The 14,414-nt window shown below is 60.9% G+C and carries 12 protein-coding genes and 1 pseudogene; all 13 read right to left on the bottom strand.

The window, feature by feature from the left end:
- Nucleotides 1-24: 24 nt before the first annotated feature.
- A complete protein-coding gene (locus ACWKWE_RS14160; RefSeq protein ID WP_483850865.1) occupies nucleotides 25-873 on the bottom strand; it encodes an ABC transporter permease in 849 nt (282 codons plus the stop codon).
- Nucleotides 870-1,718 carry an ABC transporter permease gene (locus ACWKWE_RS14155; RefSeq protein ID WP_483850864.1) on the bottom strand — a complete coding sequence of 283 codons (849 nt, stop codon included), beginning with the start codon at nucleotides 1,716-1,718 and terminating at the stop codon, nucleotides 870-872. Before ACWKWE_RS14155 ends, ACWKWE_RS14160 begins: the two co-directional genes overlap by 4 nt.
- On the bottom strand, nucleotides 1,715-2,833 hold the full coding sequence (locus ACWKWE_RS14150; RefSeq protein WP_483850863.1) for a quaternary amine ABC transporter ATP-binding protein: 1,119 nt from the start codon (nucleotides 2,831-2,833) through the stop codon (nucleotides 1,715-1,717). Before ACWKWE_RS14150 ends, ACWKWE_RS14155 begins: the two co-directional genes overlap by 4 nt.
- Nucleotides 2,834-2,925: 92 nt before the next feature.
- Nucleotides 2,926-3,774 (bottom strand): glycine betaine ABC transporter substrate-binding protein, encoded by an 849-nt coding sequence (locus tag ACWKWE_RS14145; protein WP_166597409.1) that lies wholly within the window; start codon nucleotides 3,772-3,774, stop codon nucleotides 2,926-2,928.
- Between the two features lie 63 nt (nucleotides 3,775-3,837).
- The gene (locus tag ACWKWE_RS14140; protein ID WP_483850862.1) at nucleotides 3,838-5,184 is read right to left on the bottom strand and encodes an NAD(P)/FAD-dependent oxidoreductase; all 1,347 of its coding nucleotides are present in this window, start codon (nucleotides 5,182-5,184) and stop codon (nucleotides 3,838-3,840) included.
- A complete protein-coding gene (locus tag ACWKWE_RS14135; protein ID WP_483850861.1) occupies nucleotides 5,181-6,698 on the bottom strand; it encodes an aldehyde dehydrogenase in 1,518 nt (505 codons plus the stop codon). The genes ACWKWE_RS14140 and ACWKWE_RS14135 overlap by 4 nt, the downstream gene beginning before the upstream one ends.
- Nucleotides 6,691-7,602 carry a dihydrodipicolinate synthase family protein gene (locus ACWKWE_RS14130; RefSeq protein ID WP_483850860.1) on the bottom strand — a complete coding sequence of 304 codons (912 nt, stop codon included), beginning with the start codon at nucleotides 7,600-7,602 and terminating at the stop codon, nucleotides 6,691-6,693. The genes ACWKWE_RS14135 and ACWKWE_RS14130 overlap by 8 nt, the downstream gene beginning before the upstream one ends.
- 1,143 nt (nucleotides 7,603-8,745) lie before the next feature.
- Nucleotides 8,746-9,696 (bottom strand): LysR family transcriptional regulator, encoded by a 951-nt coding sequence (locus tag ACWKWE_RS14125; protein WP_166597405.1) that lies wholly within the window; start codon nucleotides 9,694-9,696, stop codon nucleotides 8,746-8,748.
- 109 nt (nucleotides 9,697-9,805) lie between these two features.
- A complete protein-coding gene (locus ACWKWE_RS14120; protein ID WP_483850859.1) occupies nucleotides 9,806-10,294 on the bottom strand; it encodes a VOC family protein in 489 nt (162 codons plus the stop codon).
- 104 nt (nucleotides 10,295-10,398) lie between these two features.
- Nucleotides 10,399-10,935, bottom strand: a pseudogene (locus ACWKWE_RS14115) (methyl-accepting chemotaxis protein); the annotation flags it as partial.
- A gap of 1,734 nt (nucleotides 10,936-12,669) precedes the next feature.
- Nucleotides 12,670-13,425 (bottom strand): GGDEF domain-containing protein, encoded by a 756-nt coding sequence (locus tag ACWKWE_RS14110; protein ID WP_166597402.1) that lies wholly within the window; start codon nucleotides 13,423-13,425, stop codon nucleotides 12,670-12,672.
- 14 nt (nucleotides 13,426-13,439) lie between these two features.
- Nucleotides 13,440-13,826, bottom strand: coding sequence for a DUF1987 domain-containing protein (locus tag ACWKWE_RS14105; RefSeq protein WP_166597401.1), 387 nt, complete (start codon nucleotides 13,824-13,826; stop codon nucleotides 13,440-13,442).
- Between the two features lie 18 nt (nucleotides 13,827-13,844).
- Complete coding sequence (locus tag ACWKWE_RS14100) at nucleotides 13,845-14,414, bottom strand: SiaB family protein kinase (RefSeq protein WP_166597400.1); 570 nt, start codon at nucleotides 14,412-14,414, stop codon at nucleotides 13,845-13,847.

The following is a 14,414-nucleotide window of genomic DNA, read 5'->3' as shown; positions in this document are numbered from 1 at the left end:
ATTCCTTCAGACCCTTTGGAAGGCCTAAACCAGCTTGGTTGGAGAGTGCCGCTGCAAGGCGCCCCGTGACAATCGATCCAGCAACAGTGCGATGGCGACGATGGCCAGACCGGCGCGCAAGCCCAGGCCCATTTCCATCCGCGACAGCCCCCGCGTGACTTCCGCGCCGAGACCTCCCGCCCCCACCAGCCCCGCCAGCACCACCATCGCCAGCGACATGAGGATGCACTGGTTCAGCCCGACCAACAGGGTCGGCGCGGCGGTGGGCAATTCAATCTTGAACAGAATGTCCTTCGGCGACGCGCCGGAGGCTTGGCCAAGTTCGAGCAGGTCCTTGGGCAGCTGTTTGAACGCCAGCGTGGTCAGGCGCAGCATCGGCGGGATGCCGTAAACAATGGTGGCGATGATTGCGGGCACGCGACCGAGGCTGAACAGGATCACGGCCGGGATCAGGTACACCCATGGCGGCACGGTCTGCATGATGTTGAGGATCGGCTGAAACGCGTCATCCACACGCTTGACCCGCGCCGCCAGCACGCCGAGCGGGAACGCGATGGCCACCGAAATCAGCACCGCCACCGACACCAGCGCGATGGTCTGCATCGACGCCACCCACAGCCCGGAGAACAGACAAAACGCCAACATCAGCGCGGCGAACACCGCCACGCGTTTGGTGGCAAAAACGAACGCCGCGACGAACACGATGCCGATCAGCACGTACGGGTGTGGCGCCAACAGCACGCGCTCCACCAGCCCCAACACCGCTTCCACGATCTGGCTGATGAACACGAACAGTCCGTGCAAATTGGCGTTCAGCCAGTCGATGGCCGGGGCGAGGAATTCGCCGGGGGAAAAACGCAGGTCCGCGGTCATTGGGCTTCTCCCGTGCGCGACCGGGCTGCGCTCTGGGCCAGGCGGTCGAGGATCATGGTCAGGATGACGATGGCAATCGCCGCGTTGATCGACTTGGCGATGTCCAGCGTGCGCACCGCGCCGTAGATCGATTCACCCAGCCCGCCGGAACCGACGATCCCGGCGATCACCACCATGCCGAAGGCCATCATCAGGCTCTGGTTCACCCCGGCCATGATGCTCGGCATCGCGAACGGCAGGCGGATCTTGAAGAACATTTGCCAGCCGGTCACACCGCTGGCGTCGCCCAGTTCGATGAAGTGATTGGGGGTCATGCGAATCCCCAGCGAGGTCAGGCGCAAGGCCGGTGGCAGCGCGACGATGAAGGTCGCCAGCAACGCCGTGGCCGGGCCGTAGCCCAACAGCGCAATCGCGGGCAGCAGGTAGATGTAGGGCGGCATGGTCTGCACCAGGTCCAGGCAGGGATCGACGACCCGGTCGAACGCCGGAGTCAGCCCTGCCAGCACGCCCAGCGGTATGGCCACGACCAACGCCAGAAAGGTCGCGGTGAGCACCAACGCCAGCGTGCTCACCGTTTCCGGCCATAGCCCGATGAACGCGCAAAACGCCAAGGCCAGGCCTGACAGGATCGCAAAGCGCACGCCAATCAGGCGCCAGCCGAGCAACGCAAAAATGATCGCCACGACGTAAGACGGCGGCCAGGCAATGCACCACAGCACGGCCTTGTACAAACCGGTCAAAGCGCTGTTGGCAGCATCAAACAGAAACTCGCCGTGGTCGGCCAGCCACCCCAGCGCGGAGTCGATGGCCTCGTCGAATTGACTGGAAAAATCGGGCGTGTTCATGCCGAGGCCTCCAGCGCCGCAACGTTCGTCGAAGCGGCATATTCGTTGGGAATGCCCTGCACGCCCCGCAGCAGATCGCGGGAGGTGATGATGCCGACGACACTGCCGTTTTCCACGACGGCCAGCGCGTCTCGCTCGGACTTCATGGTCAGGCCGATCAGTTCATCGATGTCGGCGCTGGGCGAGGTTTTGGTCAAGCGCTGAATGTCGCAACCGGGGTTGGCCGCCTTGTACGCATCGACCGGGGTCATCACCGAATGGGCTTTCACCAGATGCAAGCGCGAGATGCCCGCCACGAACTCCGCCACGTAATCGTCGGCCGGGTTGAGCACGATGTCCTCGGCGGTGCCGACCTGAATGATCGCGCCGTCCTTCATGATCGCGATGCGGTCACCGATGCGAATCGCTTCGTCGAGGTCGTGGGTGATGAACACCGCCGACTTGCCCAGCTCTTTGGTCAGTTGGCGGAACTCGTCTTGCAGCTGTCGGCGAATCAACGGGTCGAGGGCGCTGAACGGCTCGTCCATCAGGATGATTTCCGGGTCCGCCGTAATGGCACGGGCCAGACCGACGCGCTGTTGCATGCCGCCGGACAGCTCGCTCGGGTAGCGGGAGGACCACTCGCTGAGGCCAACTTTCGCCAACGCCCGCTCCGCCACCTGATAGCGCTCTGCCTTGCCGATGCCCTGCACTTCCAGGCCGAACGCGGTATTTTCCAGCACCGTGCGGTTGGGCAGCAGCGCCACGCTCTGGAAGACCATGCCGATGTGGCGGGCACGGACTTCACGCAATTGGGCCGGGCTCAGGGCGGACAGGTCTTTGCCTTTGACGATGACCTTGCCTGAGCTCGGGGTGATCAGCTTGTTAAGCAACCTGATCAGAGTGGACTTGCCACTGCCGGACAATCCCATGATGCAAAAGATCTCTCCACGGCGAACCTGGAGACTGACGTCCGAGACTCCGACCACGCAGCTGAAATCTTGCAGAATCCGGCTCTTGGTCAGGCCTTGCTGCACGACAGCGTTCATCGCGGCAGGTGCGCTTTTCCCGAAGATTTTCCAGACGTTCTGGCAATCCACCAGCACTTCGTTCGTATCAATTTTAGCCGTAGTCATGTCGTAACCCGTCGAGTCAGTGGTGCTGACTTCTCTCATTGATCAAAAGGCGGCAGTGGCAAAAAAGGTGCAGCAATCGCTCAGCTTTTCACTCAGTTCTTGACGTTTTCCCAACGCTTGAGCAGGTCGGCGTGGCTGTCGGTCCAGTCCTTGACGGCCTGGTCCATGGTCTTGCCGTCCTTGACCTGGGTGTTGATCCCGGTGATGTCGGCAATCGGCACGTAGACGCTGGCCATCAGCTCGCGAGCGTGGGGGTAATCAGCCGCGAAGCCTTTGTGACCGATCCAGTAGTAACCCTGTGGCGGCGGGAAGATGCCTTTCGGGTCTTTGAGGAATTTCACGTCGTATTTCTGCACCATCCACGACGGCTCCCAGATGGTCACCGCGATCGGTTCCTTGCGGTCCACGGCGGACTTGAGCGCAGCGGTCATCGCGGCGGTACTGCCTTCCACCAGCTGCAGCTTGAGGTCATAGCCCTTGACCACATTGGTAGCGTCTTTCATCAGGCCCGACCCCGGCTCGATGCCGATGATCTTGCCGCCAAACTTGTCGGCGTTGGCGTTCAGTTGTTCGATGGAGTCGATGTCCACGTACTTCGGAACGGCCAGGCCTTGATAGAGGCCGTGGGACACTGGCGACAGTTTTTCCAGACGGTTCTTGTTCTTGTTCCAGTAGTCGGACGCGGCGTAGTCGGTCTGCGAAGCCAGCACCTGCACGTCGCCTTTGGTCAGCGCGGCGTAGGCGATGCCCCACTCGGAGAACTCCACCACCTTGACGGTGTAGCCGGAGTCTTCGAGGACTTTCTTGGTGATGCCGGTGATGGGCGTCAGATCCTCCCAGTTCATGGTCCCGACGGTGATGGTCTTTTCCTCTGCCTGAACCGGCAGCGTCATCACGCCCACGACAGCCACCGCGCAAACGGCCTTCCAGATGTTCTTCATGGCATTCCCCGATCTACGTTGATGAAACTTGAGTGTTGGTGTTTTTCGAACCCGATACCGCGTTTACCCCTCACGCCCCGCTCTTAACTCTTGCCAGCGAATCACCGAACTCACCCCCAGTTGCGTCAGCAGACGCGGCGGCAATTTGCTCGGCTCCGGTGCCTGGCTGAAGCGCCGCAGGAAGTCGGAACCCATGCCCGTTGCCAGCTCGGCGGCCATGACGCCCGCCAGGGTGCTTTTCACCGTGCCCAGGCCGTTTTCACAGCAGGCGGCGTAGAGATTTTCTTCCACCTCTCCGAACGCCGGGACGCTGTTGCGGCTCAGGCACAGACGCCCCGCCCAACTGAATTCGATGGGCGTGTCTTTCAATTCCGGAAAGCGCGCGTCGAGGGACTGCCGCTGCTCCATGGCCACTTGCGCGACCCGTTTCGGGGTCACGGTGATGGTCGGGTCGTAAGTGAATTTGGTGCGGATGACGATCCGCGACAGGCCGTCTTCCGAGATCTTGCGCACCGTCGCGCCCATCGGGTCGGCGGGCAGCAACGCCCAGCGGTCGTGACCGGAAGCCTTGCGCGAGAACTGGTCGTCGCTGTAGGCCGCGGTCATCGACGCGTAGGTGAAGACGTGCAGCAGCCGCCCCTGGAAATGCCCGAAGTCTTCGATGTGGCCGTTGACCGCGAGAATCACCTTGGGCGCCGACACGCGACCTTTATGGGATTTCGCCACCCAGCCCGCGCCGGATTTCGTCAGTTCGACGATGGGCGAGCGCTCGTACAGCGTGACGCGTTGCGCCAGACCGCCCGCCAGGTCGCGGATGTACTGCGCCGGTTGGATCATCACCGCGCCGGGGGTGTACAGCCCGCCGTGGTAATAGCGCGAGCCGGTGATCTCGCGCATCTGCGCGGCGTCGAACAGCTCGTGTTTCTCGCCGATGCCCGCCAGCGATTTCGCGTACTTGAGGTTCAGCTTCAGGCCGCGTTCGGTGGCCGCCGCGTTGATCTTCCCGGACGGGTCGAAGGTGTGCGGCGACATGCCGTATTCGAAAGCGGCCTGTGCAGCGAAATCGATGGCGAAGCGGTTCTGCTCGATTTCCAGCGCCGTGGCCGATTCGCCGCCCACCGAATATTCACCGGTGGACAGGCTGTGGGGCACGTCGATCATGAAACCGGAGTTGCGCCCCGCCGGGCCCTTGGCGATTTCATGGGCATCGACCACCACGATGCGGTCCTGAGGACGCAGTTGGGACAGCCGACGGGCCGCCGAAAGACCGGCGAATCCCGCACCGATGATCAGCCAGTCCGCCGACACGTTCCCATCAAGCATTCGCACCGGGGTCGAACGCGTAGAGATCGCCTCCCAGCCTGAAACACCGGTGTCCACCGGCAGCCGCTTGATGGTGTGCTGGCTCATTTTACGGTCTCGTCTACCGAGCGATCGGACACGTCGATCCAGATGGTCTTGATCTCGGTGTACTGGTCGTGGGCAAACACCGACTTGTCGCGACCGCCAAAACCGGACTCCTTGTAACCGCCGAACGGAGTGGACGCGTCGCCCTCGCCGAAGCAGTTGACGGTGACGATGCCGGCACGAATTTCCCGCGACAGCTTGATCGCCTTGCGCAGGCTGCCGGTGTACACCGAGGCGGCCAGGCCGTACGCCGTGTCGTTGGCCAGCGCGATGGCCTCGGAGATCGAATTGAAAGTGGTGACCGACAGCACCGGGCCGAAAATTTCTTCCTGGAACAGGCGGCTGTCGCGGTCCACGCCGTCAATAACGGTAGGCTGAACGTACGCGCCGTCCTGAGTGTCGCCGCCGTACACCGCTTCCAGATGGCCGCTGCTGGCGTAATCGAGGTACGACTTCACTTTCTCGAAATGGTCGCTGCTGACCAGCGCGCCAACGCGGTTTTGCGGGTCCAGCGGGTCGCCCATTTTCCATTCGCGCAGGTACGCGCCCATGCGCTTGAGCAATTCGTCCTTGACCGACGCGTGCACCAGCAGACGCGAGGTGGCGGAGCAGTTTTCGCCCATGTTCCAGAACGCGCCGTTGACCACGTGCTCGGCGACCAAGTCCAGGTCTTCAGCGTCGTCCATCACCACGGCCGGGTTTTTGCCGCCGCACTCCAGCACCACGCGCTTGAGGTTCGAATCCGCTGCGTAATGCAGGAAGCGACGCCCGGTGGCGGTGGACCCGGTAAAGCTCACCATGTCCACGTGTTTGTGCAGGCCGATCGGTTCGCCGACGTCCTTGCCGGTGCCGGTGACGATGTTCAGCACGCCCGCCGGTACGCCTGCTTCGAAGGCCAATTCAGCCACGCGCAATGTCGTGAGTGAGGTTTGCTCGGCCGGTTTGACGATCACCGAGCAACCGGAGGCCAGCGCCGGGCCGATTTTCCACGCCAGCATCAGCAGCGGGAAATTCCACGGCAGCACGCAGCCGACCACACCGATGGGCTCGCGCACCACCAGGGTCAGCGCGTCATTGCCCACCGGGGCGGTGTGGTCGTAGAGCTTGTCGATGACTTCGGCGTGCCAGCGCAGGGTGTGAATCGTATCCGGCACATCGACCAACTGGCACTCGCGCACTGGCTTGCCGCTGTCGAGGCTTTCCAGCACCGCCAGCTCGTGGCGATTGTTTTCCAGCAATTTGGCGAATTTCAGCAGCACGGCCTTGCGCTCGCCCGGTGGCAGCAGCCGCCAGCGGCCATCGTCGAAGGCTTCCTTGGCCTTGCTCACGGCGTAGTCCACGTCATCGGCGTTGCACGCCGCGATGTCGGTGAGGTGTTCGCCATTGGCCGGATTGACGGTGGCAAAGGTGTTGCCTGACAGCGCGGGTTTGAAGGCACCGTTGATGAACGCGTTGGTCGGAAACGACATCGACTGAGCGATGGCGGCATATTCGGCCGCGGTTAGAAGATCACGCATTGCTGGCTCCCGAGGTGATGTGTGCGACGGTGCGTTTCACGTTGGTGATAACGGTCTGAAGGCTGCGTTTGTCATCAGAGTTGAGGGGCCGCAATGGCGCACGCACATCCCCGACGTTCAAGCCGTTCAATTCACAGCCGAACTTGATGCATTGCACGAACTTGCCGCCATCGAGGGCATTCATCAGCGGCATCATCGCCGACATGATCTGCCGGCCTTTATCGAAGTTCTTTTCCAGCACGCAGGCTTCATACAGCGCGACGTGTTCTTTTGGCAGGAAGTTAGAACCGGCACACACCCAACTTCTGGCGCCCCAGGCGAAGAACTCCAATGCCTGATCGTCCCAGCCGCAGGACAGCGCAATATGCGGAAATTCACGGGCCAATAAGTGCACGCGGCCCATGTCACCGGAACTTTCTTTAATGGCTTTAACGTTCTTTGACTTGCCGACGCGCGCGAGGTAATCCTCGTTCATTTGCACGGACATACGGCCCGGATAGTTGTACAACATGATCGGCAAGTTGGCGGCGCGGTCGATGGTCAACGCGTGGATGGCGTTTTCCTGATCGGTGGGCAGCGCGTACGGCGGGGTCGTGACCAGGATCGCGTCAGCCTTGATCCGCTTGGCGTCTTCGGCGTACATCACTGCATCTTCGGTGCGGATGGCGCCGGTGCCGACGATCAATTGCACGCGGGAACCGATGACTTCCTTGGCGTGGGCCGCCAACTTCAGACGCTCTTCGGCGGTCTGGGCGTAATACTCGCCGGTGGAGCCACCAATGATGATGCCGTGAACTTTCGCTTCGATCAGCGATTCCAGAACTTCTGAAAAGACGCTCCAGTCGATTTCACCATCAGGCGTGTGGGGCGTCACCGCCGGTGTATATATGCCTTCGAATTTCAAGACGTCTTCTCCGAATAAGTAGGGCGCGAGCGTTCAATGAGCAGCACAAAACAATCCCCGGATAAACAAGAGGAAGATTCCGTGGTGAAACATGTTCAGTTGTGTACGGACGCAGGGGTGCCGTGCGCTCAAGTCGGAACGTGAGCGGAGTGTTCGGCCAAGGGGGCCTCAACTGTTATCAGCAGCGCGAGCGAACCGTTATTCCACGCCCGTCCTTTTCACTGGGGCGATGGGGTGACCTGGGTCTTTAGAATTCATGTCGTCGAGACAGCGCCGGAAAAGCAGAAAGGCGTTGTTCGACAGTGGGCAGAGGTAACTCAATCATCTGGAGCATGGACCGTATCTATCCCAATTGGCAGTGACGACGGTTTCTTGTTTTAAGTCCGTCCGGGGCAGCCCCGGCGGTCTTTTTGCACGTCTCGAATCCCGGTTTTCGTCCCGGTGATGGCTGGCGGCTTGGGTGAAGATTACGTGGCGTTTGAGGCTAGGAACAAGAAACTTTTACGCTCATCAATCCATAAGCTGATGTTATCGATTGGGGGTTTTTGAGGGGGAATTGGGTGGGAATGGGGGGTATCGTTCGAGGTCGATGGCGTGGAAATCGGGGACATATCCGATAACGGTAGTGGCGCAGATCACGGTTCTGCCTAGGGGCAGAAAATTTCGCCTCCGGCGAGTTACTTGGAAAAGTCGGATTGCCGCACCACCCCCAAGTAACCAAGGGTGCCTGCTCCTGGTTTGGCCCTGACTTCGTCAGGGTTCCCTCACTCCGGCGACGCTCCGTGGGCCCGCCGCGAAGGGCCATCCATGGCCCAGCGCGGCTCTCGCGGCATCCATGCCGCTCGACCCACTCCGCGTCGCCTGCGTTCGGCCTGCACCCAAGTCGCGTTCGGCGGTGTTTGGTCTATCGCGTCTAAAGATCAAAAGCGTCTGGCTGGAGCTAACGCTCTTCGCAGGTCGAGCCCCACGCTATCCCTGTCATGACTCATTCCCCCTGTGGGAGCGAATTCATTCGCGAAAGGCCGGTACAGACAACCCATCTCCATCGCCCGGACTATTTTTCGCGAATGAATTCGCTCCCACAGTTGGAACCGTGTGCAGGTTAACCACTTGGGCATGGCATCGACGCGCGCTGCTCCATCACTAAAACTGCCCCAACACCCAATCCCGCAACCGGCAGCACGCTTCGTCTTTCTCACGATCTTCGCGGAACGTCAGGTAGTGCTGGCTCTCCGTCAACACCACTTCCTCCTTCACGGGCCGCACCAGCCTCCCCTGTTCCACCAGCGCCGCCACAAGATGGTTCCACCCCAAGGCCACACCCTGATGAGTGAGCACCATGCTGATGATCAGGTTGTAGTCATTAGCGTTCAGCAAGTGGGGGCTGTCGTGGGGTCGGTCATCGATATCGACGTCGTGAAAGGCAAACCACACGCCCCAATCCACATGCTCTGCCACTTGGGAGCGGCCATACGGGCTCAGGTTCAGCAACCCGCTGTCGCGCAGTCCCGTCAACGACGCCAGTTCAGGGTGCGCCGCCTGGTACTCCGGCGTGCACACCGGGTAGATCACGTCGTGAAACAACGGATAGCTGCGGTAGCCGTCTTGGATCTTGGCCATTTTCGTGATGAAGATATCTGGCCGCACCCCCGGTTCCATCGACAGGAAGTTCTGCGTCGTGATCAGGTTCAAGTCGATGTCCGGGTTCTCGCTGAAGAACGTCGGCAGTCTGGCCGACAGCCACAACGCCGAAAAAGCCGGCGAGCAACACAGGGTCAACACGCGCTTCCCGGCGTTGTGGCTGCGGATGCGTTCGGCGGCCTGGGAGATGTTGACGAAGGACATCTGCGCCGCGTCGAAAAAGATCGCCCCCGCTTCGGTCAGCGCCACGGCGCGCCCTACCCGCTTGAACAGCTCGACGCCAAGGTACGTTTCCAGCTCGCGAATCTGTCGGCTGATGGCCGCTTGCGTGACACACAACGCCTCGGCAGCGCGGGTGAAACTCTGGTATTTGGCCGCCGCCACGAACGACTTCACTGCTTTCAGCGAAGGCATTTTCAGCAGCGTCATATCCGGATCGATGTGTTTGACCATAACGTGAGGGCGTGGATTCCGATTCGATGCAGGATGAGGGGAGCAGGCCTGCGCACACCGCCTGCTCCCGTGGGGCAGGCGGGAGATTAGCCGAAAGCGCGGGCAACGCCTACGCCGACTCGCCCCGAACGGCGGCCTCGATGGTGGCGATGTCGATTTTGGTCATGTTCATCATTGCCGCGAACGCCCGTTTGGCTGCGGCCTTGTCGGTGCTGGTGTACGCGTGGGTGAGCACGCGCGGGGTGATCTGCCACGACAGGCCCCATTTGTCCTTGCACCAGCCACAGACGCTGGCCTCGCCGCCGTTGCCGATGATTGCGTCCCACAGGCGGTCGGTTTCCGCCTGATCGTCCGTGGCGACCTGAAACGAAAACGCCTCGCTGTGTACGAATTCGGCACCGCCATTGAGCCCGATGCAGGGGATGCCCATGACCGTGAATTCTACGGTCAAGACGTCCCCTTCCTTGCCGGACGGGTAATCGCTCGGGGCGTGATGGATGGCCTTCACTTCGCTGTCGACGAACGTCTTGGCGTAGAACGCTGCGGCCTCCAGCGCGTCGCCGTTGTACCAGAGGCAGAGGGTGTTTTTGCTGACCATGTCGGTTCTCCAGAAACGAAGAAGTGAAAGGTCAGTCTAGTCCCGCCCGTCACAACAGCGAACGCGAGAGAGGGTCAGTCGGACGAGCGCTGACCCGTCTGCTTTCAATCGCGGAATTGCGTGAGTTGCTTGTCCAGGGATCCGGCCTGGTCGCGCAGTTCGACCGATTGATCGAGCAACACGCGGATCGCCTGATCGTTCTGCTCGGAAATGCGGCTGACGCCCTGAATCGCCACCGACAGTTGCTCGCCCGTGGCCGCCTGGCTTTGGGTCTGGCGGGCCACTTCGCTGATGCGAGTGAGGATGTCGCGGGCGTGCTGACGGATCTGCACGACGCCTTCAGAAGAAGTGGTCAATTGCGAAACACCGGTGCGCACGGCTTCACCGACCTGCTGAACGTTGGCCACGGTGTTGCGCACGTCCGAGCCGATGGCGCCGATCATCTCGCCGATTTCACCGGTCGAGCGGCTGGTGCGTTCGGCCAGCTGCCGGACTTCATCGGCGACCACCGCAAATCCTCGGCCCTGCTCCCCTGCCCGCGCCGCTTCGATGGCAGCGTTGAGGGCCAGCAGGTTGGTCTGGTCGGCGATGCTGCGGATGACCGCGATGATGCCGGCGATTTGTTGGGAGCGTTTTTCCAGATCGCCGACGGCCCCGGCCACCACGTCCATGGTCTGGTCGATGTGGGTGATGCCCGCCAGGGTCTGGCTCATGTCGTCGGAGATGTGCGTCGTCAGCGCTTCAGTGTTGCGCGCCAGTTGCTCGACGTCCTCGGCCTGTTGGGCCATCTCGGTCACCGAGTGCGCCAGGGCCGTGACACCACTGGCCATTTCTTCCGTGGCCGTGTGTTGCGCGGTCGCCCGCTCGGCGACGGCCTGGGTAGTGTCGCCCAGTTGCGTGGAAATCTGCATCAACGCGCCGCTGCTGTGGCGAATGGTGCCGACCAGCCCGCCGAGGCGCTGAATGAACTGATTGAAGGCGCCCGCCAGCTTGCCGGTCTCGTCGCCGCTGCGTTGTTCGAAACGCAGGCCCAGCTCGCCGCTCCATCCCTGGATGCCGACCGTGAGCCCCGACAGCGGACGAATCTGCCAACCGAGCAGGTTCCACAGCACCAGCGCCAGCACCAACAACCCCGCCAGGCCCACCAGCACGGCGACATAGAGGAAGTGGTTGATGCCCGCCATGGCCTCGGCCAGCGGGTAGGCAATCATCAGTGACCAATGGTTCGGTGCTTCACCAATCTGCACCGGCCGCAGCGCGTAGGTCCAGCCATTGCTTTCGAAGTTGTAGGGCTGACCGGCCTTGATCGCCTCTCTCGCCGCGACAGGCAGGTCGTCCGCGAGCTGCGCCAAACGTTTGCTATCCGGGTGACTGGCGTACAGACCGTCGCTCGACACCAACGCGCCGTAGCCCTTGAACACATTGATGGTCGACAGCTGTTTATTGATGCCTTCAAGCGGAATATCGACCCCCGCAACCCCCAGCGTTTTGCCGCCCTGCACCAGCGGCACCATGATCGAGGTCAGCATCAATTGCTGGCCGCTGGCGGTTTTGTAGGCGTATGGCTCGGAGGCCCAGGCTTTGGCGGTGTGCAGCGGACGGTAGTAATACTGGTTGTCGGCGTTTTCCGGCACATAGCCCACCAGCGGCTCGGATTTGACCACCCCGCTCGCCCGGTTCCAATACGTCAGGTAACGGCCTGTTGCATCGTGATTGGGTTGATTGTCGAATTCGTTGTCTTTGCCATCGAATGCGTTCGGCTCCCAATACTGACCCAATCCCAATAATTGGGAATTGGATTCCAGAAGTGCGCGCGAAGTGGCATCAGCGGTTTTACGATCGACATGTTCGTGTTGCATGGCAATGGCAACACTGGCAAGCGAGTCTGCAATTGAATAGCCCACGCCAAGTTCTACTTCGACTGCCCTCGCGTTTTCTTTGACGAGGGTATCGACCAGCGTTGTATTTTCTTTGACCGCCGACCCGTAAGCCACGTAGGCAACGGACGCCAGCAACAGCAGCAGGACCGCCACAGCGCCGATCAGCGCGGTCCAGAACAGTTTGAAGTGTAAAGAGCGGTTAGACATGAAGGTTCTCGGATGGCATAAAAAGTCAGTCGGCAAGACTGTCCGAATATGCACACGCGGCAGCCCTACCAGGTCTATTATTAGTTTGATATCTATGTGCCAGCATATACCCGCTTCTTTCAACTCCGCAACCATATAAAACGCCGCGGTATAAAAGATGACCGGTGAGTCTCTAGGCGAGGTCGTTATTGGAAAGTTGTACGACGTAATAGAACTAAGACCGGCTCGTTATTAACGAACCGGTTAGTTTTTGTTTGGGCTGAATAACTGATTTATATAACCGAACAATCATTCCGCCTCGTCGGCGACTTCCACTCGGTTTCGGCCTTGGCGCTTGGCGTGATACAGCGCGGTATCAGCCAGGCCGTAGGCCAGGTCGAAGCTGGTGCCGACGGGATTGGCACTGACGCCGAAACTCGCGGTGATGACGCGATTCACCGGGTCGCCGAAAACGTGTTCCGCGACGGCCTGGCGCATCGCTTCGGCCAGCGCGAGGCCCTCCTCCAGTTGGCCACCGGGAATCAGCACGGTGAATTCCTCGCCGCCGACCCGGCCAATGGCGCCTTTCTCGCCGACGATCTTGCGCAGGCACTCGACGATGCCCTGAATCACGGCATCGCCCGCCGGGTGACCGAATTCATCGTTGACGTGTTTGAAATGGTCGATGTCGAGCACGATCATCACCGCCCCCGTGCGCATCAGCGCCTGGGCGGTCATGTCGATGATCGCGCCGCGATTCAGCACCCCGGTGAGCGCGTCGTGGGTGGCCCGGTATTCAAGCTGGCGCGCCAGGGTCTGCAACTGCGCGTTGAGCGCGTTCATCTCGCGCTCCGCCCGGTCGCTGCGGCCAATCAGGCGACGGGTTTCGCGCATCAGCCGCTCGTAGTGAGTCGCCAGACCCGACAACGATGTGCGGTAGACTTCGGCGTCGGCATGCGGCAATGCCAGCACCGAACGAACCTGTTCAAGGGCCTCGGCCTCGCTCTTGAACAAGTCAGGCGCCGGCTGGCCGGAAGGGTCTCGCGAAGCGACGGAGGCTGCCATGTCCACGAGCCTCTTCACGTCGTGATCGGACGGTCGTTGAAGACAATCGACGTGAAGTCGGCTTTCAGTTCTTCACCGAATTCGAAAATCGTCTCGTCTTCTTCGTCGTAGTACCAATTCACTTCGATGCCGTTGCCGTCTTCGGCGCATTGGTCCAAGGCGTCGAAAATGCTGAACAGCATCTTGGTACTGGAACTGTTGAAATACGCCAGCGCGATGTTGGCGGTGATCGTTGCGCCTTCCTTGCCAGCCAGGTAGGTGCGCAGTTGCTCCACGATGGGCGAGTAAAAGGCGGCTGCGTTTTCCGGGTATGACTCGCCCTTCATCGACAGAAGGTTCTGGTCGAAACGAAAGTCGATTTCCGGGGAAGTGGCCGTTGCTTCGATGTAGACGTTGTCCATGGCTAAGCGTCGCTCAATTCAAATAGTGGCTTTAAGGCAAAACAGCGTCGTGTCCGGGTCATCGGCGCGCGGATGAAACCCGAACTCCAGCGGCGCGCTGGCGTCCCGGGCCATGGTCAGGAAGCCCAGACCGGCGCCCTTGCTGTCTTCCGGCGTCTCGGCACGCAGGGTGACTTTGTAGGCCTGTTTGATTTCCTCGATCGTCATGTTGCGCAGCGGCTCCAGCTTTTCGCGCAGACGTTCGGTGTCGGCGGTGGCGATCGGGTTGGCGCAGAGCATCTGATGACGCTCGCCATCGGTGCTGATGCACACCGCGCCCTGACGCAGGCCGGACTCGTCGGGGGCCGAACCGCTCAAAGCGTCGGACGAGTAATGGATGATGTTCTGGGACAGCTCGACGAACGAGGAAAACAGCTTGCGTCGCGTCGGCCCGCTAACCCCGGAGATCTCCAGTTGCAGCTTCACCACCTCAGCCATCGCCGAGATGATGTGATGTGAGAAATAACCCATGTGATAGAAAATCACGTTTCGCTGTTGGGCCAGGTCGAAAAACGTGCAGTCCTGCTGGGCGGTTTCTGAGTTGAACAT

This window comes from Pseudomonas salicis, from assembly GCF_057128705.1.
This window is presented reverse-complemented; position numbering and strand designations above follow the sequence as displayed.

Coding starts and splice junctions, on each gene's coding strand:
- ACWKWE_RS14100 (WP_166597400.1), bottom strand. CDS start 14,414: ATGTTCAACTCAGAAACCGCCCAGCAGGACTGCACGTTTTTCGACCTG.
- ACWKWE_RS14120 (WP_483850859.1), bottom strand. CDS start 10,294: ATGGTCAGCAAAAACACCCTCTGCCTCTGGTACAACGGCGACGCGCTG.
- ACWKWE_RS14125 (WP_166597405.1), bottom strand. CDS start 9,696: ATGGTCAAACACATCGATCCGGATATGACGCTGCTGAAAATGCCTTCG.
- ACWKWE_RS14110 (WP_166597402.1), bottom strand. CDS start 13,425: ATGGCAGCCTCCGTCGCTTCGCGAGACCCTTCCGGCCAGCCGGCGCCT.
- ACWKWE_RS14160 (WP_483850865.1), bottom strand. CDS start 873: ATGACCGCGGACCTGCGTTTTTCCCCCGGCGAATTCCTCGCCCCGGCC.
- ACWKWE_RS14105 (WP_166597401.1), bottom strand. CDS start 13,826: ATGGACAACGTCTACATCGAAGCAACGGCCACTTCCCCGGAAATCGAC.
- ACWKWE_RS14150 (WP_483850863.1), bottom strand. CDS start 2,833: ATGACTACGGCTAAAATTGATACGAACGAAGTGCTGGTGGATTGCCAG.
- ACWKWE_RS14155 (WP_483850864.1), bottom strand. CDS start 1,718: ATGAACACGCCCGATTTTTCCAGTCAATTCGACGAGGCCATCGACTCC.
- ACWKWE_RS14145 (WP_166597409.1), bottom strand. CDS start 3,774: ATGAAGAACATCTGGAAGGCCGTTTGCGCGGTGGCTGTCGTGGGCGTG.
- ACWKWE_RS14135 (WP_483850861.1), bottom strand. CDS start 6,698: ATGCGTGATCTTCTAACCGCGGCCGAATATGCCGCCATCGCTCAGTCG.
- ACWKWE_RS14140 (WP_483850862.1), bottom strand. CDS start 5,184: ATGAGCCAGCACACCATCAAGCGGCTGCCGGTGGACACCGGTGTTTCA.